Source organism: Rhodovarius lipocyclicus, assembly GCF_009900765.1.
GTDB classification, from domain to species: Bacteria; Pseudomonadota; Alphaproteobacteria; order Acetobacterales; family Acetobacteraceae; genus Rhodovarius; species Rhodovarius lipocyclicus.
On record NZ_JAAABL010000004.1, the window covers coordinates 20,140 to 41,879 of the forward strand.

Annotated in this window: 23 protein-coding genes and 1 pseudogene; 4 read left to right on the forward strand and 20 right to left on the reverse strand. The window is 71.4% G+C overall.

Annotation, left to right across the window (positions count from 1 at the left end):
- Positions 1-18 precede the first annotated feature (18 nt).
- From GT007_RS06465 to leuC, 7 genes and pseudogenes are all read right to left on the reverse strand, one after another.
- Positions 19-1,554, reverse strand: coding sequence for a glycosyltransferase (locus GT007_RS06465; protein WP_160120781.1), 1,536 nt, complete (start codon positions 1,552-1,554; stop codon positions 19-21).
- Entirely contained in the window at positions 1,551-2,762 is a 1,212-nt protein-coding gene (locus GT007_RS06470) for a glycosyltransferase family 2 protein (protein WP_160120782.1), read from the reverse strand. The genes GT007_RS06465 and GT007_RS06470 overlap by 4 nt, the downstream gene beginning before the upstream one ends.
- Positions 2,755-3,732: a glycosyltransferase family 2 protein gene (locus tag GT007_RS06475; RefSeq protein ID WP_160120783.1), complete on the reverse strand. Its 978-nt coding sequence runs from the start codon at positions 3,730-3,732 to the stop codon at positions 2,755-2,757. Before GT007_RS06475 ends, GT007_RS06470 begins: the two co-directional genes overlap by 8 nt.
- A 71-nt stretch (positions 3,733-3,803) precedes the next feature.
- A complete protein-coding gene (locus tag GT007_RS06480) occupies positions 3,804-5,741 on the reverse strand; it encodes a calcium-binding protein (RefSeq protein WP_160120784.1) in 1,938 nt (645 codons plus the stop codon).
- Positions 5,742-5,907: 166 nt separating this feature from the next.
- Positions 5,908-6,983: pseudogene (leuB, locus tag GT007_RS06485) on the reverse strand (3-isopropylmalate dehydrogenase).
- Positions 6,980-7,606 (reverse strand): 3-isopropylmalate dehydratase small subunit, encoded by a 627-nt coding sequence (gene leuD / locus GT007_RS06490; RefSeq protein ID WP_160120785.1) that lies wholly within the window; start codon positions 7,604-7,606, stop codon positions 6,980-6,982. The pseudogene leuB and the gene leuD overlap by 4 nt, the downstream one beginning before the upstream one ends.
- A 2-nt stretch (positions 7,607-7,608) precedes the next feature.
- Entirely contained in the window at positions 7,609-8,973 is a 1,365-nt protein-coding gene (gene leuC, locus GT007_RS06495; RefSeq protein WP_160120786.1) for a 3-isopropylmalate dehydratase large subunit, read from the reverse strand.
- A gap of 126 nt (positions 8,974-9,099) precedes the next feature.
- Between leuC and GT007_RS06500 the strand changes: the two genes are divergently transcribed.
- Positions 9,100-9,804: an aspartate/glutamate racemase family protein gene (locus GT007_RS06500; RefSeq protein WP_160120787.1), complete on the forward strand. Its 705-nt coding sequence runs from the start codon at positions 9,100-9,102 to the stop codon at positions 9,802-9,804.
- Positions 9,805-9,807: 3 nt separating this feature from the next.
- Here GT007_RS06500 and lpxB read toward each other — a convergent pair whose 3' ends face one another.
- The 4 genes from lpxB to hisI are packed head-to-tail and all read right to left on the reverse strand — an operon-like array spanning position 9,808 to position 12,803.
- Complete coding sequence (lpxB, locus tag GT007_RS06505; protein WP_160120788.1) at positions 9,808-10,941, reverse strand: lipid-A-disaccharide synthase; 1,134 nt, start codon at positions 10,939-10,941, stop codon at positions 9,808-9,810.
- On the reverse strand, positions 10,938-11,804 hold the full coding sequence (locus tag GT007_RS06510) for a carbon-nitrogen hydrolase family protein (protein WP_160120789.1): 867 nt from the start codon (positions 11,802-11,804) through the stop codon (positions 10,938-10,940). The genes lpxB and GT007_RS06510 overlap by 4 nt, the downstream gene beginning before the upstream one ends.
- Complete coding sequence (locus GT007_RS06515; protein WP_160120790.1) at positions 11,801-12,394, reverse strand: GNAT family N-acetyltransferase; 594 nt, start codon at positions 12,392-12,394, stop codon at positions 11,801-11,803. The genes GT007_RS06510 and GT007_RS06515 overlap by 4 nt, the downstream gene beginning before the upstream one ends.
- A 22-nt stretch (positions 12,395-12,416) precedes the next feature.
- On the reverse strand, positions 12,417-12,803 hold the full coding sequence (gene hisI, locus GT007_RS06520; RefSeq protein WP_160120791.1) for a phosphoribosyl-AMP cyclohydrolase: 387 nt from the start codon (positions 12,801-12,803) through the stop codon (positions 12,417-12,419).
- 21 nt (positions 12,804-12,824) lie between these two features.
- Here hisI and GT007_RS06525 point away from each other — a divergent pair, with 21 nt between their 5' ends.
- A complete protein-coding gene (locus GT007_RS06525) occupies positions 12,825-13,307 on the forward strand; it encodes a Fur family transcriptional regulator (protein WP_160120792.1) in 483 nt (160 codons plus the stop codon).
- A gap of 3 nt (positions 13,308-13,310) precedes the next feature.
- Here GT007_RS06525 and GT007_RS06530 read toward each other — a convergent pair whose 3' ends face one another.
- Positions 13,311-13,685 carry a YraN family protein gene (locus GT007_RS06530; RefSeq protein WP_160120793.1) on the reverse strand — a complete coding sequence of 125 codons (375 nt, stop codon included), beginning with the start codon at positions 13,683-13,685 and terminating at the stop codon, positions 13,311-13,313.
- Entirely contained in the window at positions 13,663-14,730 is a 1,068-nt protein-coding gene (locus tag GT007_RS06535) for a threonine aldolase family protein (RefSeq protein WP_160120794.1), read from the reverse strand. The genes GT007_RS06530 and GT007_RS06535 overlap by 23 nt, the downstream gene beginning before the upstream one ends.
- A 68-nt stretch (positions 14,731-14,798) precedes the next feature.
- Between GT007_RS06535 and GT007_RS06540 the strand changes: the two genes are divergently transcribed.
- Positions 14,799-15,350, forward strand: coding sequence for a DUF4337 domain-containing protein (locus GT007_RS06540; RefSeq protein ID WP_160120795.1), 552 nt, complete (start codon positions 14,799-14,801; stop codon positions 15,348-15,350).
- A 90-nt stretch (positions 15,351-15,440) separates the two neighbouring features.
- Here GT007_RS06540 and GT007_RS06545 read toward each other — a convergent pair whose 3' ends face one another.
- Positions 15,441-15,986, reverse strand: coding sequence for a glutathione peroxidase (locus tag GT007_RS06545; RefSeq protein WP_160120796.1), 546 nt, complete (start codon positions 15,984-15,986; stop codon positions 15,441-15,443).
- Positions 15,979-16,656 (reverse strand): sulfite oxidase-like oxidoreductase, encoded by a 678-nt coding sequence (locus GT007_RS06550; RefSeq protein WP_160120797.1) that lies wholly within the window; start codon positions 16,654-16,656, stop codon positions 15,979-15,981. Before GT007_RS06550 ends, GT007_RS06545 begins: the two co-directional genes overlap by 8 nt.
- Positions 16,657-16,805: 149 nt before the next feature.
- On the opposite strand from GT007_RS06550, the gene GT007_RS06555 reads away from it, so the two are divergent.
- Entirely contained in the window at positions 16,806-17,741 is a 936-nt protein-coding gene (locus GT007_RS06555) for a tripartite tricarboxylate transporter substrate-binding protein (RefSeq protein WP_160120798.1), read from the forward strand.
- A gap of 12 nt (positions 17,742-17,753) precedes the next feature.
- Here GT007_RS06555 and GT007_RS06560 read toward each other — a convergent pair whose 3' ends face one another.
- From GT007_RS06560 to dapA, 5 genes are read right to left on the reverse strand one after another with little or no spacing between them, the layout of a single operon-like run.
- Entirely contained in the window at positions 17,754-18,590 is an 837-nt protein-coding gene (locus GT007_RS06560; RefSeq protein ID WP_160120799.1) for an alpha/beta hydrolase family protein, read from the reverse strand.
- Positions 18,587-19,420: an alpha/beta hydrolase family protein gene (locus GT007_RS06565; protein ID WP_201451816.1), complete on the reverse strand. Its 834-nt coding sequence runs from the start codon at positions 19,418-19,420 to the stop codon at positions 18,587-18,589. Before GT007_RS06565 ends, GT007_RS06560 begins: the two co-directional genes overlap by 4 nt.
- Entirely contained in the window at positions 19,417-20,250 is an 834-nt protein-coding gene (locus GT007_RS06570) for an alpha/beta hydrolase family protein (protein ID WP_160120800.1), read from the reverse strand. Before GT007_RS06570 ends, GT007_RS06565 begins: the two co-directional genes overlap by 4 nt.
- Complete coding sequence (gene smpB, locus GT007_RS06575; RefSeq protein ID WP_160120801.1) at positions 20,250-20,747, reverse strand: SsrA-binding protein SmpB; 498 nt, start codon at positions 20,745-20,747, stop codon at positions 20,250-20,252. Before smpB ends, GT007_RS06570 begins: the two co-directional genes overlap by 1 nt.
- Before the next feature lie 7 nt (positions 20,748-20,754).
- The gene (gene dapA, locus GT007_RS06580) at positions 20,755-21,645 is read right to left on the reverse strand and encodes a 4-hydroxy-tetrahydrodipicolinate synthase (protein ID WP_160120802.1); all 891 of its coding nucleotides are present in this window, start codon (positions 21,643-21,645) and stop codon (positions 20,755-20,757) included.
- Between the last annotated feature and the right edge of the window lie 95 nt (positions 21,646-21,740).

Below are 21,740 nucleotides of genomic sequence, written 5' to 3' on the forward strand. Positions count from 1 at the left end.
AAGCCGGCGCGGGGGGCGTCAGGCCGCATCGGCGGCCCTTCCGGCGAACAGCGCGCCGCCCGCCAGCCGCAACCGGCCCTGGCTCAGCCCCAGCCGCAGCATGTCGAAGCGCGTCAGATGCAGGCGCTGGCGCGCCATCTGCGCGCGCATCCGGGCGCGGTACTCGGCCTGGTATTGCGGCAGCAGCAGCTCCAGCGCCCAGGCATGGGTGTTCAGCACCATGCGCTGGAACTGCGCCTCCACCCGGGCGGAGGCCGAGGGCATCACGCGGTCCCAGATCCAGTCCAGGATGGGAAAGTGCACGTAGAGCTTCTGGTCCCGCGCCGCGATGGTCTGGCCCGGGCGGCCCTGGCGGTAGAAGTACCAGGCCTCCGGCACCATCGCCACGCGGCGGGCGCGCAGCAGGGCCTCGAACTGGAAGGGCAGGTCGTCGAAGCGGGCGATGTGTTCGGGAAAGACGATGCCGTTCTGCTCCAGCAGGTCCCGGCGGTAGATGCGGCGCCAGATGGTCGGGCGCTCGGTCAGCAGCGCCACGGTGTCCTCGGTCACATGCGGCCAGTCGGCCACCCCCTCCGGCGCGCCGCGATGGCGGGCCAGCGTGCCGTCCGGCCAGGCCTCGGCATAGCCGCATTGGGCGACATCGGCGCAGGCGAGGATCGAGGCGCGGTACAGCTCGGCGAACATGGCCGGGTCCACCCAGTCGTCGCCATCCACGAAGCCGATGAACTCCCCACGCGCCACCGCCATCCCCGCATTGCGTGCGGAGGCGCAGCCGCCATTGGGCTTGTGCACCACCCGCACCCGGCCCGGGAAGCGCGCGGCCCAGGCATCGGCCATGGCGCCGGTCCGGTCCGGGGAACCGTCATCGACGACGATCACCTCCAGCCGCTCCAGCGTCTGGTGGGCCAGGGATTCCAGGCATTGGTCGATGTCGCCCTCGACGCGATAGGCCGGCACGATGACCGAGACCTCGACCTCCACCGGGCCGCGGTCGCTGCCGAAGCCGCGATGGCGCTGGTCGTCGCGCCAGAAGAAGCTGTGCGCCAGCTCGTCGCGGCTGATGCGGTACAGGGAGATGGGGTCGGCCCCGGCCTCCGTGTACACGCCGCAGATGTGGCCGCAGCGCAGCCCGCCCAGCAGGGTGCGCACTTCCTCCAGCGTGTGCCGGGTGCCGTCCACCCGCACCAGGTCGGGGGCGCGACCCTCCAGCGCGCGGTGGGCGGCGGCGGCGTCGGGCACCAGCTCCAGCCAGGGCCACAGGCGGCGCAGCCCCTGCAGGACGGAATTGGCCAGCACCGGGTTGCGGCCGGTGAAGGGCTCCACCACGATGACGCGGGTGTTGGCGCAGCGCATGAACTGCAACTGCACCTCCAGCCCCGAGCGCGCGCCCAGCAGCACCATGCAGGGCCGGCCATCGGCGGCCATGGGCCAGGTGATGGCGCCGTAATAGCCATGGGTCAGGCGCCAGGCGTCGTCCTCCAGCATGCGCGGGTCGGCGCCCAGCCCCTGCAGCACGGCCATGGCGCGGCGCAGTTGTTGCGGGTGGTGCATCATGCGGACCTCCGGCGAAACAGGGGGGCCAGGCGGTATCGCAGCCAGGCGCGGGCATGCGCCCGCCCCGGCGCGCCATGCCGCCCCGCCAGAAAGCGCAGCACCGGCAGCAGGCGCGGGCGGCGCGGAATGGCCAGATCCTCCAGCAGGGCCGCGTCGCCATGGCGCAGGGCCGCCAGCAATGTCGCATCCCGCCCCGACAGGCCGGACAGCGCCGCCACCGCCAGCCATTCCCCGGGCATGGCGGCGAAGATCGCCACCGCCTCGGTGAAGAAGCGCCGGCGATGGGCGGCGGTGATGTTCTGCCCGCACCAGAACAGCATGCGCAGCAGGGCCAGCGACAATTCCGCCCCCGCCGCCGGCTCCACCGCCGCCTGGCACGCGGCCCGCACCGCCATGCGGCAGGTCACGATCGCGTCCATCCGGCGCACGCTGCGCTCATCCGTGATCTTGCCCGGGCGGTTGACGCGGTAGAGGTAGCCGACCTCCCCCCGCAGCCCGACGCGCTGGGTGGCCAGCAGGGCGCGCACATGGGTGGGCATGTCCTCGAACAGCCGGCCTTCGGGGAATTCCAGGCCGGAGGCCTCGAAGAAGCTCCGCCGCATCACCCGCGGGTTGGCGTTGGGCTCCAGCCGCAGCAGCCGGGGTTCGCGCGTCACGTTCACGCGGCGGAACTCGGCGCCCTGCAAAATCCGGTCCCACAGCCAGGCGTCATAGAAGGGGGCGGCGGTCAGCGCCTCGCCATCCAGCACGGCGGAACGGCACAGCACCAGGTCGCAGTCGCGCTCCCGCACATCGCCCGCCATGCGCAGCAGCACGGCGATGTCGGCGATGTCGTCGCTGTCCAGGAAGGCCAGGCACTGGCCGGTGGCGAAGGCGGCGCCGGCCATGCGCGCGGCGGACAGCCCCCGGTTCGCCTGGTCCAGCACCAGGGCGCGCAGGGGGGCGTTGCGCACCCATTCGCAGGCCAGTTCGAGGGCGCCGTCATCGCCGCCGTCATGCACCACGATGATCTCCACCTGCCGCGGCATGGCCGGCACCAGGGAGTTCAGCGCGGCCCGCAGCCAGGCCCGGGTGCGGAACACCGGCACCACGACGGAGAGCACGGGCTCCGGCCCCGGCTGGTTCCACAGGGCGGAGCGCGCGGCGATGCGCGCGCTGCCCTGCTGGCTGAGCAGGGGCGGCTGCAGGGTGGCGGTGGCGTCAAGCATGATGGGGGGCCGCTTCGGTCAGGGGCGGGATGGAAGGGATGGGGGCGGGTCGGGGCTGGGCAACGGGCCCGCCCAGTTCACCGCGCCAGCCGCGCGCGGAAGAAGCGAGCCAATGCCGCCACCCCGCCCAGTCCGGCCGGCGGCGCGCCAGGAAGAAGGCGCCATAGCGCAGCACGTCGATCGCCAGCATGGGCCAGCGCCGGTGCAGCCGCGCGACATGGGCGCGGTTGCGGAACATCATGCCCCGGCGCAGATCGTCCGGCGGCACTGCGGCCAGCAGCAGCCCGCCCAGCACGGGCATCGCCTCCTGCATGCCGGAGGGATGGCGGGCGGTGACGGTGGTCAAAGTCTCCACCGCGCCGCCGCCGCGCATCACGCGCAGCATGAAATCCACCTCATCCCCGCGGATGAACAGGCGGGTGTCGGGCACGCCGAAGCGGTGGAAGGTGGCCGCCGGCATCAGCGCGCCGTTGAACAGATGGGCCTGGCCCGCGATCACGGGCCGGCGCTGCACATCGGCACGCGCCAGCAGCCGCCGCCCGCCCAGGCGGAAGGGAAAGGCGCAGAGCTCAGGGTCCGCCGCATCCAGCACGAGGGGGGAGACGATGGCGGCACCGCCCGCGCGCTGGCGCTGCAACAGCCGGGCCAGCGCATCGGCCTCGCACGGCCAGCCGTCATCGTCCCACAGCCACAGCCATTCGGCGCCACGCGCCAGCGCCATCAGCGCGCCCAGCGCGAAACCGCCAGCACCGCCGAGGTTGGCCTCGGAGCGCAGATGCAGCGCCGCCGCGTCCTGGCACAGCCGGGGCGTGACGGGGCAGTCGCCATTATCCACCACGATGATGTCGCAGGGCGCGAGGAATTGCCGTTCCAGCTGCGCCAGCAGGCGGCGAAGCTCCTCGGGCCGGTTGCGGGTCACGATGACCGCTGCGACGCGCGGCCGGGGCGCCTCTGGCTTGATCCCTGTCACCGGGATGCTCCCTGTCGGAGGATGGCGGGGGAAATCCGGGGGAGGCAGGGCGCCTCCCCCGGTCACGGGCCTCAACCCAGCAGGTGGAGATCGCCCAGCAGGCCACCCAGCAGGCCGCTGTCGCCGCCGAGCAGGCCGCCCAGCAGGCCGCCGTCACCCAGCAGGCCGCCGAGCAGGCCGCTGTCGCCACCCAGCAGGCCGTCCAGCAGGCTGGTCAGCGCGCCGTTGTTGCCCAGCAGCCCATCCAGCAGGCCGCCATCGTGCAGCAGGCCGCCCAGCAGCCCATCGAGCAGGCCGCCATTGCCACCCAGCAACCCGTCCAGCAGGCCATTGTCGCCCAGCAGGCCGTTCAGCAGGTTGCCCACCAGCCCGTCCTGACCCAGCAGACCGCCGACCAGACCGTCGGGGCCGAGCAGGCTGCCTAGCAGGTCGCCACCCAGCAGGCCGCCCAGCGGGTCGGTGCCCCCGCCCAGGATGCTGCCCAGCAGACCGCCGACCAGGCCATCCGGGCCCAGCAGCCCATCCAGCAGGCCGCCGCCCAGCAGGTTGCCACCCTGCAGGCCGCCCAGCAGCCCATCGGGCCCGATCACGGTGTCCAGCAGGTTGGTCACGACATTGTCGGGGCCCAGCAGCTGGCCCAGCAGGCCGTTGGAACCCAGCAGGCCGCCCAGCAGCCCGGTGTCGCCGTTCAGCAGGCCGCTGAGCAGGCCGGTCACGCCCGCCAGCGTGTCGCCCAGGTTCACGATGCCGCTTTCGCCCAGCAGGCCGTTCAGCAGGTCGGTGCCGCCGACCAGGCCCAGGATCGGCAGGGTGATCACCAGGTCATTGGTGCCGTCGCCGTTCAGGTCGCCATAGATGCCGATGCCCTGCAGGCTGACATCCAGCCGCAGCGTGTTGTTCGCCGCGTCGGGGATGTTGAGGCGCAGCGTGTCCTCGATCGGGTTGAAGTTGATGGTATCGAGGAATTCGAGCGGCAGGCCCGCCACCACATCCACCACATAGATGTCCTTGCCGGCACCGCCATCCAGGTAGTTGGCGCCCGCGCCGCCGTAGATGATGTCGTCGCCATCGCCGCCATAAATGACGTCGTTGCCCTCATCGCCATAGATGGTGTCGTTGTCGGCGCCGCCATACAGCGTGTCGTCGCCCAGATTGCCCGAGATCAGGTCCTCGCCGTCGCCGCCCACGATGATGTCGTTGCCGTCATTACCCGACAGCACGTCATTGCCCGCGCCGCCCTCGACCCGATCATCGCCCAGCCCGCCGATCAGCAGGTCGTTGCCGGCATCGCCATACAGCGTGTCGTTGCCGTCCATGCCCTCCAGCCGGTCATCGCCCTCATTGCCGGAGATGACGTCGTTGCAGGCATCGCCCCAGACCTTGTCGTTGCCGGTGCCGGCCGTGATGATGTCGGCCCCGTCATTGCCGGAGATGAGGTCGTCGCCCGCCCCGCCCAGCAGGCGGTCGTCGCCGGCGCCGCCCACCAGCGTGTCGTTGCCGTCATCGCCATAGAGCGTGTCGTTGCCCGCGCCGCCGATCAGCGTGTCGCTGCCCTCATTGCCCGAGAGCACGTCGTCGCCGTCATCGCCCTGCACCAGGTCGTTGCCGGCGCCGCCCACGATGATGTCGTTGCCGCCATAGCCGAACAGCCGGTCCGCCAGGGAGGAACCGACGATGAGGTCGGCGCCGGACAGGATGGTCGCGTTGGTGGCGGTGCCGAGCGCGCTGGCGGGCACGCTGATCTGGTCCGCCAGGAAGGCCACGCCGCCGCCCGCCAGCAGGGTGCGGGCATCGACGATGGTGCCGCCCGTCAGCTTGCCGGTGCCGTCATAGGTGAAACCCACCCCGCGCAGCTCGGTGGAGAGGGTGGAACCGCCGGCCAGCGCGTAGCTGCCCAGGGCATAGCTTTCGCCACGGCTTCCCGCGGAAAAGAGGATGGCTTCCTGCCGCAGGATCTGATCCCGCTCCAGATCCAGTGCCGTATTGGCATTCGCATATACCCGAGCCACGTTGCGCCTCCGAATGGATAGGCGTTTCTGGTAGCATCGGAATGCTTTTTCATGCGTCGATATAAATATCTAGTTTTATGCCGTTGCTTTGTTTCTTCATCAAATCATGCGGCCGGCGCGGGATATCCTTTCAAACCACCAGTAAATTAAGAAATATCACTTTATGTCATTGCTCCAGCCGTGACAGCACGACGTCAGCCATCGCCGTGGTACCCAGCACCGCCTCGCCCGGGGCCGCGATATCGGCGGTGCGGGCGCCGGAATCGAGGGCGGCCTCCACCGCCGCCTCCAGCAGGGCGGCATCGGCGGGCCGGCCGGCCGAATGCCGCAGCAGCAGCGCCACCGACAGGATGGCCCCCAGCGGGTTCGCCACCCCCTGCCCAGCGATATCCGGCGCGCTGCCATGGATGGGCTCATACAGCGCCCGCCTGCGGCCGCTGGCGTCCGGCGCCGACAGCGCCGCCGAGGGCAGCATGCCGAGCGAGCCGATGATCGCCCCCGCCGCGTCGCTCAGCAGGTCTCCGAACAGATTGTCGGTGACGATCACGTCGAAGCTTTTCGGCGCCCGGGCCAGCTGGATGGCGCAATTGTCGGCCAGCAGGTGGCGCAGCTCCACATCCGGGTATTCGGCGGCGTGGATGCCGGTGACGACATCGCGCCACAGGGCGCCGGCCTCCATCACATTGCCCTTGTCCACGCTGGTGACATGGTTGCGGCGGGTGCGGGCGAGTTCGAAGGCGAAGCGCGCGGCCCGGGCGATCTCCCCTTCCGTATAGGAATGGGTGTTCACGCCGCGCCGGTCGGGCGCCTCGCCCGTCACGCCGCGCGGCGTGCCGAAATACATCCCCGCCGTCAGCTCCCGCACGAAGCACAGGTCCACCCCCTCGACCACGCGCGCCTTGTAGGGGCTGGCCTCCAGCAGGGCACGGGGCGGATGTTGGCGAACAGGTCCAGCGATTTGCGGATGCGCAGCAACCCGCCCTTGCGGCGCTCCTCGGAAGGGATCGCCTTCTGGTCCAGCGTGCCGACGGCGCCGAACAGGATGGCGTCGGCCTCCTCGATGCGGGCCCAGGTCTCGTCGGGCATCATGGTGCCGTGGCGCTGCCAGTTCAGCAGGCCGAAATCGCGCTCCACGATCGCGGCCTCCAGGCCGCGGTGCTCGATGAACCAACACAGCACCCGCAGCGCCTCCCGCGTCACCTCGGGGCCGACGCCATCGCCGGGCAGGACCAGGATCCTCATGGGCGCAGGCCCTCCCAGGCCCAGGCGCGGGCGGCGCGGTCGCGCTCCCGCCAGGCGGCGATGGCCGCGGTGTGGCGCTTGGTCAGGGAAATGTCGTCGAGGCCCTCCAGCATCGCCTCCCGCTTGCGGGCATCCACCGCGAAGGGGATTTCCGCCCCGGTGGGGGTGATGACCAGGCGGCGGGCCAGGTCCACCGTGGTGCGGGCATTGCCGGGGCTGGCCTCGGTTTCCTCCGCGATGCGGCGGATCGCCTCGATCGGCAGGCGCACCGGCAGCAGCCCGTTCTGGAAGCAGTTGGCGAAGAAGATGTCGCCGAAGCTGGGCGCGATCACGCAGCGCACCCCCATGCCCATCAGCGCCCAGACGGCGCCTTCGCGGGAGGAACCGCAGGCGAAGTTCTCGGCCGCCAGCAACAGGGCGGAGCCCTTGTATTCCGGCCGGTTCAGCAGGAAATCCGGGTTGTCGGAGCCATCGGCATTGTAGCGCAGGCGCTCGAACGCATAGGGGCCCAGCCCCTCCCGGCGGGAGCCGAGCAGGCGCTGGATCGGGATGATCACATCCGTGTCCACATTGGCGTGCAGATAGGGCACCGCCACATCGGTGATGCTGGTGAAAGCCTGCATGGTCAGAAGCCCCTTACATCCACGAATGCGCCGGCCAGCGCGGCGGCGGCCGCCATGGCGGGGCTGGCCAGGTGGGTGCGCGCCCCCGTGCCCTGCCGCCCCACGAAATTGCGGTTGCTGGTGGAGACACAGCGCGCCCCGGGGGGCACCGCCTCTCCGTTCGCGGCCACGCACAGGGCGCAGCCGGGCTCCCGCCACTCGAAACCCGCCGCCAGGAAGCGTTCGTGCAGGCCCTCGGCCTCGGCCGCGCGCTTCACCGCCTCGCTGCCCGGCACCACCCAGGCGGTGACGTGGCTGGCCTTGCTGCGGCCCTTGATGATGTCGGCCGCCGCCCGCAGGTCCGACAGGCGGGAATTGGTGCAGCTGCCGATGAACACCCAGTCCACCCGGGTGCCGATCAGCGGCTGCCCGGGCGTGAGGCCCATATACTCCAGCGCCGCCGCGTGGCCCTGGGGCACGTGGCCGGTGATGGGGGCCACATGCTCGGGGCTGGTGCCCCAGGTGATCTGCGGCGCGATCTCGGCCATCGGGATCGCGTGCTCGATGTCGAAGCGCGCGCCGGGGTCGCTGGGCACCTGGCGCCAGTCGGCCAGCGCCGCCTCCCACAGCGCGCCCTTGGGGGCGTAGGGGCGGCCCTTCAGCCAGGCGAAGGTCGTCTCGTCCGGCGCGACCATGCCCACCTTGGCGCCCATCTCGATCGAGAGGTTGCACAGCGTCAGCCGTTCCTCCACCGACAGCGCGCGCACGGCATCGCCGGCGTATTCGATGGCGCAGCCCGTGCCCGCCGCCGCCCCCAGCCGGCCGATCGCGGCCAGGATCATGTCCTTGGCCGTCACCCCCGGCGGGCGCTCGCCCTCGAAGGAAATGCGCATGGTGCGGGGCTTGCGCTGCGGCAGGGTCTGGGTGGCCAGCGCGTGCACCATCTCGCTGGCGCCGATGCCGAAGGCCATGCAGCCCAGCCCGCCATTGGTGCAGGTGTGGCTGTCCGCGCAGGCCAGCGTCAGGCCGGGCAGCACGATGCCCAGCTCGGGCGCCATCACATGCACGATGCCATGCCCCGGGTCGCCCAGCCCGAAGTAATGCGCGCCCGACACGCGCGTCGATTCCCGCAGCGAGTTCACCAGCGCCGTGCCGCCCGCGAAACTGCCCGCATCGCGCCCGGGGCGGGAGGACACGGCATGGTCGGGGGTGGCGAACACCTTCTCGGGCTCGGCCACCATGTGGCCCGCCTCCAGCACCTCCTGGATCGCGCGGCCGCCGGACAGGTCATGCAGCAGGATGCGGTCCAGATAGAGCAGCGACCAGCCATCGCCGAGATCGGCCACGACATGGCTGTCCCAGATCTTGTCGAACATCGTGCGCGGCATGCGCTTCCCTTTCTTGGACGGGAGGCATTCTGCGCGGCGGGCCACGGGTGGCAAGGCCATGCGGGCATGATTGACAGCGCCGCCCGCCCGCCCATCCTGCCGCGCACATCACGACAGGGGGCGTTCATGCCGCAGAAGATCATCGGCCTGCTGGGCGGCATGAGCTGGGAAAGCTCCGCCGAATACTATCGCATCATCAACCAGGCGGTGCGGGCGCGGCTGGGCGGGCTCGCCTCCGCGCGCTGCCTGATGTGGTCCTTCGACTTCGCCGAGATCGAGGCCCTGCAGCATGCCGGGAAATGGGACGAGGCCACCGCCCTGCTGATCGAGGCCGCGCGGAGGCTGGAGCGCGGCGGCGCCGATTTCGCGCTGATCTGCACCAACACCATGCACCGCATGGCCGATGCCGTGCAGGCCGCCGTCGCCATCCCGCTGCTGCACATCGCGGACCCCACGGCCGAGCGCATCAAGGCACAGGGCTTCCGCCGCGTGGGGCTGCTCGGCACCGCCTTCACCATGGAGCAGGATTTCTACAAGGGCCGCCTGGCCGCCCGCCACGGGCTGGAGGTGCTGGTGCCCGACGCGGCCGACCGCGCCCTGGTCCACCGCGTGATCTATGAGGAGCTGGTGCAGGGCCGGGTGGAGGAAGCCTCCCGCCAGGCCTATCGCGCCGTGATGGCGCGGCTGGTGGCGGCGGGGGCGGAGGCGATCATCCTGGGCTGCACCGAGATCATGCTGCTGGTGGGCGAGGGCGACGCCAGCGTGCCGCTGTTCGACACCACGGCCATCCATGCCGAGGCCGCGGTGGAGCGGGCCCTGGCCGGGGATTGAGCCTCAGCGCCCGATCGCGCGCAGCACGGCCTCGGCGGCGGCATCGCTCGGCGTGCCTTCGGGCGGACGCAGCCGGCCGAGCGCGTCGGCGAAGCCTTCCAATTGCCGGGCGCGGGTGGCCCCGCCCTCCAGCAAAGGCCGCAGGGCGGCGGCCAGCGTAGCGGGGTTGCAGGCATCCTGCAGGAATTCCGGCACCACCTCGCGTTCCGCCAGCAGGTTCACCAGGCTGACGAAGCGCACCTTCATCAGCCGCTTCACGATCTGGGCGGTGATGGGGTTCAGGCGATAGCCGACGATATGCGGCAGCCCCGCCACCGCGCATTCCAATGAGGATGTGCCGGATTTGATCAGCCCGGCCTCGGCGGCGGCGAAGGCGTCGTATTTCTCGGCCACGTCGCGCACCAGGATGGGCGGGCGCGGCCAATGGGCGGTGGCGGCGCGCACCGCCTCCTCCACCGGGCCGGCCAGGGGCACCACGGCGCGGATGCCCGGCGGCAGCAGGGCCAGCGTGGCCCCGAACACCGGCAGCAGGCGCGAGACCTCTGTGCGGCGGGAACCGGGCATGACGATCAGCAGGCGTTCGTCCGGCGCCAGCCCATGCTTCGCGCGGAAACGCGCGGCGTCGCCCCGGTCGGCCCCGCTTTCCAGCACCGGATGGCCCACGAAATCCACCGGGATGCCATGGGCGGTGAAGAAGGGCGCCTCGAAGGGCAGCAGGGCCAGGATGCGGTCCAGCTTGCGGCCCAGCTTGCGCGCCCGCCCCTGGCGCCAGCCCCAGACCTGCGGCGCCACGTAATGGATGACGGGAATGCCCAGCGGCTTCACCCGGTTCGCCACCCGCAGGGTGAAGCCCGGGCTGTCGATGGTGATGATGGCGGCGGGGCGGCGGGCCTCGATATCGACCACCGTCTGGTCCATGCGGCGGGACAGGCTGCGGATGCGCGGCAGCACCTCCAGCAGCCCCATCAGCGCCAGTTCGCGCATGGGGAACAGGGAGGAAAAACCCTGCTCGGCCATGCGCTCCCCGCCCACCCCTGCGAAATCCAGATCGGGGTCGCGGGCGCGCAGGGCCGCGATCAGCCGCGCGCCCAGCACATCGCCCGAGGCCTCGCCGGCGATGAGGTAGAGCAGCGTCACGAAAAGGCCGCGCGGCCGACGCTGGCGATGGGCGCGCGGGGCCAGTCGCGGTGGTTCAGCACCGCGCCCTCGCGGCGGACCTTGTCCACCATGGCCTGCTCCACTTCGGCATAGACCCAGCCGGGGGCGTTCAGCGCGCCCTCGGCGATGATGCCGGTTTCGGGGAAGCCCCGGTCGGCGGGGCCATAGACCCCGGCCGCGCCCACATTCTCATCCAGCGCCGAGGACCAGGGCGCGGACCCCACGGTGGGGGCGACGGCCAGGATGCACTGGTTCTCGATGGCCCGCGCGCGGGCGCTGATGGCCACCCGGGTGAAGCCCGCCACGCTGTCGGTGCAGGTGGGCACCAGGATCAGCCAGGCCCCGGCCTCCACCTGCACGCGCACATGCTTGGGGAATTCGCTGTCATAGCAGATGGAGATACCGATCAGCCCCCAGGGCGTGTCGAACACCGCGGGCGGCGCCCCGCGCGAGACGCCCCAGCGCTCGTTCTCGAAGCGGGTCATCTGCCATTTGTCCTGGAAGGCGAGCGTGCCGTCCGGGCGGATCAGGGGGGCGCGGTTGATGATGCGATCGCCCGCGCGCATCGGCAGGGTGCCCGGCTGCAGCCAGACCCGGTGCTTCATCGCGGCGGCGCGCATGGCGGCCAGCACCGCATCGGCGGCATCGACCATGGCGGCGAGTTCGGCGGCCTCCCCAGTCTCGGCGGCCAGGGCCGGGGCCAGCTCCATCGCGGCGTATTCGGGCATCAGCAGCAGGTCGGCGTGGGGGGCGGCCTCGGCCACCAGCGCGTCCAGCCGGGCGGCGTAGCTGGCCAGGCCCGTGTGGCGCTCCACCTTCCAGGCCAGGGTCGCGAGCCTCATAGGGTTTTGGTCCAGAAGCTGAGGGTGTGCGGGGTTTCGCGCCCCGCATCGCCGGGTTCGGCCCAGCGGAACACGCAGGCGATCTCCGGCCGGTGGGTGTAGCCGCGCTTGCGCCAGAACGCGTCGAGCGGCGTGTAGCCGGCCGGCTTGCGCGGATCGTTCGGGTTGCGCACCACCGAGCAGAAGGTGGCGACCTTCGCCCCCAGGGCGCGGGCATGGGCCTCCCGCTGCTGGAAGAAGCCGACGCCCACCCCCCTGCCCCGGTATTCCGGCAGCAGCACGCTTTCGCCGAAATAGCAGTGTGCGGCCGGGTCCAGCCCCGTGCGCAGGAAGGCGGCGCGGACGGGTTCGGCCGCTTCGGCCATGGGCTGGCAGGTGGCCACACCCACCACCTCATTACCCAGCCGGGCCAGCACCACGGCGGCGCCCGGGCTGTCGGCATAGGCGCGCAGATAGCGCTGCTCGTCGCCCTCGCTGCCCTCGTACAGATAGGGCCACTCCGCGAACACCGTCACGCGCAGCCGCGCGACGGCGGGCAGGAACGGGTGCAGCGCGGCCCCCGTCACAGTGGAGAGTTCGATCTCGGCCATGCCCGGGTGAATAGGCGGTGGCCTAGTGGCCGTAAAGCTTCTCGGGGGAGACGAGCGGTTCGGTGATCGCCACCAGCTGGCCGTCGCGCTCGGCCTGGAAGAAGCAGCTGCGGCGGCCGGTGTGGCAGGCCACCCCCTGCTGGTCCACCAGGGCCAGCAGCGTGTCGCCATCGCAATCCAGCCGCAGCTCCTTCAGCGTCTGCACCTGGCCGCTGGTCTCGCCCTTGCGCCACAGACCGCGGCGGCTGCGGGAGTAGTAGCAGACGCGCCCGGTGGCGAGGGTCTCGGCCACGGCCTCACGGTTCATCCAGGCCATCATCAGCACCTCGCCGGTGTCATGCTGCTGGGCGATGCAGGGGACGAGCCCATCGGCGTTGAAGGCGACGGCGGAGAGAAGCGGGTTTTCCATGGGTGTGATATAAGCATATCCATGCAGGATCACAGCCATGGGCACGGCCATGCCCATCACCACCATCACGCCCCGCTGGACACGCAACTAGCCCAGGCGGAAACCCTGTGCCGCCAGCGCGGCGCACAGCTGACGCCGCTGCGCCGGCAGGTGCTGGCGCTTGTGCTGAAATCCGAGAATCCGGTGGGGGCCTATGCGCTGCTGGACCAGCTGAAGGCCGAACGGGCCGGTGCCGCCCCGCCCACCGTGTACCGCGCGCTGGATTTCCTGCTGGAACAGGGGCTGATCCATCGGGTGGAGCGGCTGAACGCCTTCGTCGGCTGCGCCACGGCCGGCGAGCAGCACGCGCACCAGTTCCTGATCTGCCGCAATTGCGGCACGACGCGGGAATTGACGGATGCCGGGATCGAGGCCGCGTTGCGCGCCGCGGCGGGCAAGGCCGGCTTCACGGCGCTGAAGATGACGGTGGAGATCGAGGGGCTGTGCGGGAATTGCGCGGGGTAACCCCTACATCACCCGGAACGCATCCCTGATCCGCCGGATCTCGCCGCCGGCCACCACCATCACGTCGAATCGCACCCCGGCCGCGCCATGTCCGGGGTTGTCCGCCATCCAGCATTCCGCCGCCGCCAGCAGCCGCGCTTGCTGACGCGGGCCGAGGGCATAGGCCGCCTCGGCCAGGCTGGCGCGCGCCTTCACCTCGATGAAGGCCAGCAACCCCGCATGCTCCGCCACCAGGTCGATCTCGCCCGCGGGCGTGCGGCAGCGCCGTGCCAGCACCCGCCAGCCCTCCGCCGCCAGGGCCTGGGCGGCGGTCTCCTCCGCGCCCCGGCCCCCGGCCTCGGCGCGCAGGCCCCGTTCAGCCCTTCGCCAGGACGGCACGGATGATGGTCAGCGCTTCCTCGATCTGCGGCGCCGTCACGTCCAGATGCGTGCAAGCCCGCACCCGCCCGCCGAGGCCCGAGATCATCACCCCCTGCGCCCGCATCGCGGTCTGGAAGGCATCCAGCGACAGGCCGGTGTCCTTGATGTCGAAGAAGACCAGGTTGGTCTCCGGCTCCTGCACCGCCACGCCCGGGATCTGCGACAGGCCACGCGCGAGGGCGCGGGCATTGGCGTGGTCGTCGGCCAGGCGCTCGACGTTGTGGGTCAGGGCGTAGTCGCAGGCGGCGGCGCAGATGCCGGCCTGGCGCATGGACCCGCCGAGGCGCTGCTTCCAGCGCCAGGCGCGGTCGATGAACTCGGCGCTGCCGCACAGCACGGCCCCCAGCGGCGCGCCCAGCCCCTTGGTGAAATCCAGCCACACGCTGTCATAGGAAGCGGCCATCTCAGCGGCCGAAATGCCCGCGGCGACGCAGGCATTCATCAGCCGCGCGCCGTCCATATGGGTGGCCCAGCCCTGCTCATGCGCGATCAGGGCGACGGCGTTCAGCAGCTCGATCGGCCAGACGGCGCCGCCGCCGATATTGGCGGTCTGCTCCACCTCCAGCAGGCGCTGGGGGGGCGCGTAGCGGGATTTCGGGCGGATCGCCTGCCGCAGCTCATCGGCGCTGAACATGCCGCGCGGGCCGCGCAGGGGCATGATCTGCACGCCGGTCAGCGCGGCGTGAGTGCCGCCCTCGCTGTGCAGGATGTGGCTGGTCTCATGCGCCACCACCTCATCGCCCTTCTGGCAATGGGTCAGGATGGCAATCACGTTGCACATGGTGCCGGAGGGCAGGAAGATCGCCGCCTCCTTGCCCATCAGCGCCGCCATGCGGTCGCACAGCGCGTTCACCGTCGGGTCGTCGCCATGCTGCTCGTCGCCCACCAGGGCGGACATCATGGCGTCCTTCATGGCCGGCGTTGGGCGGGTCTGGGTGTCCGAATACAGGTTGATGCGGACAGGGGGCGCGCCCGGCGGCGGGCGGAGGGGTGCGTGTACCATATCGTGACGGTAGCGCGGCCCCGCGCGCCATGGCATCCCCTGCACACCCAAAATCAGGAGCGATTCGCATGGCCGGACACGGCGCGCATCATGGTGGTGAGAACAAGGGCGTGGCCCTGCTGATCTCGGTGCTGGCCCTGTTCCTGGCCGTAGCCGAGATGGGGGCCAAATCCTCCCAGACGGAGGCGCTGAACGCCAATGTCCAGGCCGCCAACCTCTGGAGCTTCTTCCAGGCCCGCACCATCCGCCAGACCACGGTGCGCACGGCCGCCGAGGAAGCGGAGCTGATCCGCACCGACGCGAACCGCGAGACGGTCGAGGCCCAGCAGCGCCGCTGGCGCGACACCGCCCAGCGCTGGGAAAGCGAGCCCGAGACCGGCGAGGGCCGCCGCGAACTGACCGCCCGCGCCCGCGCCGCCGAGGCCCAGCGGGATGTGAGCCTGGCCCGCTACCACATGTTCGAATACGGATCGGGCGCGTTCCAGGTGGCGATCGTCGTGGCCTCCGCCGCGATCATCACCGGGGTGGGGCTGATGATCTGGTTCGCGGGCGCGCTGGGGCTGGTGGGCATGGCGCTGACCGGGCTCGGCTTCTTCGCGCCGACATTGATCCATCTGTGAACGGTGGGGGCGCCGACCGATCGGGGTCCAGGGCCGCTACGGTCCTGGCGAGGTTGCCCGAGGGGCTGAGCCCCTCGGCCTTATACTCCCTCAGGCCCGCAACGCCTGCTCGACCGCGCGCAGCAGTTCGGGCGAATCCGGTTCCAGCCGGGTGGCGAAGCCCTGCACCCGGCTGCCATCCCGCCCCACCAGATACTTGTGGAAGTTCCAGCGCGGCGCGCCGCCGCCCTGGCTGGCCAGCCAGCGGAACAGCGGCGTGGCCTGTTCGCCGCGCACATGGCAGATGGCGGCCAGCGGGAAGGTGATGCCGAACATGGTGTCGCAGAATTCCCGCACCCGCCCGGCTTCCGTGCTTTCCTGGTTGAAGTCGTTGGACGGCACGCCGAGCACGGTCAGCCCCTGGCCCTCGAACCGGTCGTGCAGGCGCTGGAGTGCCGCGTATTGCGGGGTGAAGCCGCAGAAGCTGGCGGTGTTCACCACCAGCAGCACCCGCCCCCGCCAGGCCGAGAGCGGCAGGTCGCCGCCCTCCAGCGCCGGGATGGTGAAGCCCCAGGCGGCGGTGCCGGCGGGGCTGGCCTGGGCGGTGCCGGCAGCAACGGCCGCGGCGGCGATCATCAGGGCGCGTCGGTCAACCATAACGTTCCTCCAGCCAGGGGTCGGCGTTGTTGTGATAGCCCCGCACCTCCCAGAAGCCGGGCTGGTCCTCGGCCCGGAATTCGATGCGGGTGATCCATTTGGCGCTTTTCCACAGGTACAGGTGCGGGATGACGATGCGCGCGGGCCCGCCATGCACGCGCGTCAGCGGCTCTCCGTTCCAGTGGGTGGCGACGAAGCATTCCGGCCGGGCGAAGGCTTCCAGCGGCACATTGGTGGTGTAGCCGTCATAGCTGTGGAAGACGATATGTTTCGCCTCCGGCGCGGGCCGCGCCATCTCCAGCAGGGTCAGCGCGCCCACCCCCTGCCAGGTGTTGTCGTAGCGGCTCCAGGCCGTGACGCAGTGGATGTCGTTCAACCATTCGTGACGTGGCAGGGCGTTGAACGCATCCCAATCCAAGGCCAGACGGTTCTCCACCAATCCCTCCAGCCGCAGGCGCCAGCGATCGGGGCGGATATCGGGCTGCACGCCCAGATCCAGCACCGGGAAGTCGCCGACCAGCCGCTGGCCGGGCGGCAGGCGCTGTTCGGGGGTGGCCGTGGTGCCGGTGATCAGCCGGCCCTCGCGCGCCCATTCCTGCTTGCGGGCCACCAGCTTCTCGCGGCCCGGCGCCACCGGGTTGGAGGATTCGTCCATGTCAGGCTCCGTCATGAGGTTCACATGCCATTCGCGGCGCAGGATACAAGGGTTTCACGGTATCATCCGAGGCGCGGGTCTGGCACTGTGGCGGTAATGTGAGGACCCTTCCCATGCGCCGGCGATCGCTTCTGGTCCTCAGCCCGTCGCTTCTCCCTGCTGCCTTGTCCAGCCCAGCCCTGGCCCAGTCCTGGAACCCGCAGCGCACCCTGCGCATCATCGTGCCGTTTCCCGGCGGGGGCACCATCGACCTGGTGGCGCGCGTGCTGGCGCCGATCCAGCAGCAGGAGCTGGGCCAGGCGGTGATCGTGGAGAACCGCCCGGGCGCGGCGGGGCTGGTGGGGTCGCGCTTCGCCTCCCGCCGGCTGGGGGATGGGCACACCATCCTGTGCGCGGGGCTCGGCTCCCTCACCGCGCCCTTCATGCGGCGCCGGCCGGGCTATGACCCGGAGCGCGATTTCCGCCCCGTGATCCTGCTGGCCTCGGTGCCGACCATCCTGGTGACCCGGCCGGGTTTCCCGGCCCGCACGGTGCAGGATTGGCATCGCCTGATGCAGGCGGCACCGCCCGGAAGCCTGGCCTATTCCTCGGCCGGGGTGGGTTCCGTGCAGCATCTGGCCGCCGAGCTCTACCGCTCCATGACCGGTGTCAGCATCACCCACATCCCCTTCCTGGGCGGGGCGCCCTCCTTGGCGGAGCTGGCGGCGTCGCGGGTGGATTTCAGCTTCGCCGATGCCGGCGCCGCGGCCCCCCTGGTGGAATACCGCATCCTGCCCGCCCTGGCCTTGGGCGGCAGGCACCGCATGTTGCGGTTTCCCGGCCTGTCCACCCTGGATGAGACGGTGCTGCCGGGCTTCGAGGCCAGCACCTGGTGCGGCTTCTGGCTGCCCGCCTCGGCCTCGGACGCGATGGCGGCGCGGTGGAATGCGGCCGCGAACAAGGCGCTGGCGCATGATGTGGCGGCGGAACGCATGTTCGCCGCCGGTTTCATCAGCGAGGGCGGCACCGAGGAGGCCGCCCGCGCCCACCGCCAGGCGGAAGCCCGGAAATGGCGCCGCCTGATCCGCGAGCGCAACATCCGCAGCGATACCGAGCAATAATCCCGGCGGGCGTCAGCGCCGCGCCGTGACCGGCGGAGCCAGGCTGCGCAGGAACAGCTCCACCCGGGGCCCCCAGGTCTCGCTGCCGTGCTCGTGGAAGAACATGTAGTGCCCGTCGGGTGCCGTGGGCGGCAGCACGGACATCTCGGCCACGCCGCCGGCGGCCGTGAAGGCATCGAACAGCGCGCCCGCCAGGGCCGGGGCGAAGAAGCTGTCATTGGCCGCGTACAGCCACAGCATGGGGATGCGCGCGGTGCGCCCGAAGCCGCCCATCGTCTCGACCAGGCGCGGGGCCGCGCAATTCTGCCGGGCGCGCCCGCCGGCCCAGCCGCCGCGCCCGCCCGCCACGTTGATGATGCCCGCGACCCCCGGCGGGGCCTCGGCCGCCAGGGCGATGCTGCCCCAGCCGCCCGCGCTCTCGCCCAGCACCACCGCCTGGGCGGGCGCGATGCCCGGGCTGCCCAGCAACGCCAGCAGCACGGCGCGGATGTCGCGCGCCGTCTCCCGCCCCACGCGCAGGAAGTCCGGGTCCTCGCAGGGGCCGAAGCTTTCGGCCCACACGCCGGTGCTGGCGCCATGGGCGCGGCGCAGCGGGGCCGCCACCACATAGCCCTGGGCGGTGAACCAGCGCACCGGCTCCGAATCGCAGGCCGCCGGCACCAGCTGGGCGCGGATCTCGGCGCGGGGCTGGGCGCCGTGGTTCAGCACCAGCAGCGGGCGCGGGCCCGGCTGCTCCGGGCGGCAGAGGCGCGTCTGCAACTGGCTGCCATCGGGGCCGGGCAGCATGAGCATCTCCTCGGCGGCCGCCGGCGCGGCCAGCAGCAGCAGCAGCGCCAGCAGGCGGATCAAGGAAAGGCCTCCGTCACCAGCGGGCCCCAGATGGCGCTGCCACCCCGGCCGAAGAACAGCCCGTGGCCGTCGGTCCCGAAGGGCGCCGCCGCGACGAAGCGCGCCTGCCCGCCCGCCGCCGTGAAGGCCGCGTGCATCCGCCGCGCCAGCTCGGGCGCGAAATAGCTGTCATTGGCGGTATAGACCCACAGCATCGATGCGCGCGCCGTGGCGCCATAGCGGCCCGCGGCCTCCACCAGCCGGTCCGGCGCGCAGTTCAGGTTGGGGATGTTGTCCACATGCCCGCCCCGGCCGCCCGCCATGTTCACATAGCCCGCGACCTCGGGCGGGTTCCGCGAGGCCAGCGCGATCGTCCCCCAGCCGCCGGCCGATTGCCCCACCACCAGCACCGGGCCCGCCGGCACATCCGGGCGGGCGGCCAGGGTGGCGATGGCCGCGCGCATGTCCCGCGCCGCCTCCAGCCCCGCGCGGACGTAATCCGGCGCGTTGCAGGGGCCGAAACCCTCCGCCCAGTTGCCGCCGCTGGGGCCATAGCCCCGGCGCATCGGCATCGCCACCGCATGGCCGCGCGCCAGGAAGAAGCGCACCGCCTCCGCCTGGCAGGAGGCCGGGGTCATGGATGGCCGCCGCGCCGCGTTGGGCGGCGAGCCGTGGTTGATCAGCACCAGCGGGCGCCGCGCCCCGCCCTCGGGCAGGCACAGCCGCGCCTGGATCTCCACCTGGCTGCCATTGGCCTGGGTGACCGGGATGGGCAGCATCTCGCCATCGGCGGCGGACAGGGCACCGGGCGCGCAGGCGGCCAGCAGGAATAGCAGCGTGAGCGCCCTCATGGCGGAAATCCCTCCAGCATCGGGCCCCAGGCGGCGGAGGCGCCCTCGGCGAAGAAGAAACCGTGGCCATCCTCGCCCCAGGGCCCGGCCAGCACCAGCCGCGCCTGGCCGCCCGCCCCGGTGAAGGCCGCGTGCAGCCGCCGCGCGAAGCCGGGGCCGAAGAAACGGTCATTGGCGGCATAGACCCACAGCATCGGGGCCCGCGCGGTGGCGCCATAGCGGGCGCCCGCCGCCAACAGGCGCTCCGGCGCGCAGCGGGGGCCGGGCAGCCCCTCCATCACGCCGCCCGGGCCGCCGCGCCCGGCCGCGAACAGCACATAGGCGGCGACACCGGCCGGATTGTACGCCGCCAGCGCCAGCACGCCCCAGCCGCCGGCCGAATGGCCGATGACCAGGGCCGGGCTGTGCGGCACATCCGCGCGGGCCTGCAGCGCCTCCAGCGCCGCGCGGATATCCCGCGCCGCCTCATGCCCGGCGGTCAGGTAATCGGGGTCGGCGCAGGGGCCGCTGCTTTCGGCGAAGGCGCCGCCGGTGGCGCCATGGCCGCGCCGCAGCGGCAGCCCCACCGCATGGCCGCGATCGAGGAAATACCGCACCGCCTCATCCCCGCAGCCCGCGGGTTCCAGCGCGGCACGGAAGGCCGGGCCCGCCGTGCCGTGGTTGATCAGCACCAGCGGCCGGGTCGCCCCGCCATCGGGCAGGCACAGCCGGGTGACGATGCCTTCCCCAGCCACGCCGGGGATGGGGATGCGCAGCGCGCGTTCGGTCGCGCCAAGGGCCGGCGCGGCCGCCAAGGCCCACAGGCCCAGCAGCAGCGCCGGCAGGCGCATCACTCGCCGCCCTTGTTGCGCAGGATGCGCGCCTTGTCCCGCTGCCAGTCGCGGGCGGCCACCGCCGCGCGCTTGTCGTGCTGCTTCTTGCCCTCGGCCATGCCCAGCAGCACCTTGGCCAGGCCGCGGTCGTTGAAGTGGATGTCGAGCGGCACCACCGTGGCACCCTCTCGCGTCGTGGCCCCCGTCAGCGCCTGCACCTGCTTGCGGTGCAGCAGCAGCTTGCGCGGCCGGCGCGGCTCGAACTTCGCCATGAAGCTGCCGGCCTGCCATTCGGGGATGTAGCAGTTGAACAGCCACATCTCGCCGTCGCGCTCGCCGGCCCAGGCATCGGCCAGGGCGGCGCGCCCGGAGCGCAGGGACTTCACCTCAGGCCCGATCAGCTGGATGCCGGCCTCGAACTCCTCGCCGATCTTGTAATCGAAGCGAGCCTTGCGGTTCTGGGCGGCAATGCCGTGGCTGATAAGGCCGGAGGCTTTTCTCTTCTTCGCGCTCAAATGATCCTCAGTTCAGCAGCCCGGCGCCGACCATGGCCGCGCGCACCTGTTCCTTGACGGTGGCGCTGACCGGGGAGAGCGGCAGGCGGCAATGATCGCTGCCACGGCCGAGCAGGCTCGCGGCGTATTTCACGGGGCCGGGGGAGGTCTCGGCGAACATGGCGTCATGCACCGGCGTCAGGCGCTCCTGGATGCGCATGGCTTCCTTCACCTGGCCGTCGCGCCAGGCGCGGTGCAGTTCCGCGCACAGGCGCGGCGCGATGTTGGCGGTGACGGAGATGCAGCCATGCCCGCCGGCCGCCAGATGCGCCAGCGCCGTATGGTCCTCGCCCGAGAGCTGGATGAAATCCGCCCCGCAGGCGCGCGCCTGATGATAGGGGCGCGTCAGGTTCGCCGTCGCGTCCTTCACGCCCACGATGTTCCGGTGCTTGGCCAGCCGGCCCATCGTCTCGGGCGTCATGTCCACCACCGAGCGCGCGGGGATGTTGTAGATGAACATCGGCAGATCGACCGCGTCGGCGATGGCGGAGAAATGCAGGAACATCCCCTCCTGCGTCGGCTTGTTGTAGTAGGGGGTGACGACCAGGATGGCGTCGGCCCCCACCTTCTGGGCATGCAGGCCGAAATCGATCGCCTCGGCGGTGCTGTTGCTGCCGGCGCCCGCCATCACGGGCACGCGGCCGCGGGCGGTCTGCACCGTCAGCTCCACGATGCGCTTGTGTTCCTCATGCGACAGGGTCGGGCTTTCGCCCGTCGTGCCCACGGGGACCAGGCATTCGGTGCCCTCGGCGATCTGCCACTCGACGAAATCCACGAAGGCTTTCTCGTCCAGCGCGCCATCGGCCGTCATGGGCGTGATGAGGGCCGTCATGGACCCCTGGAAGCGGCTGAGCGACATTGTCGTGACTTTCTCCCGAGAAGATCGAATGAGATAGCTCCGGTGGGCCCCTCCAACAAGCAGGGATGAAGGGCTAGATAGGTGCCATGCGCGCT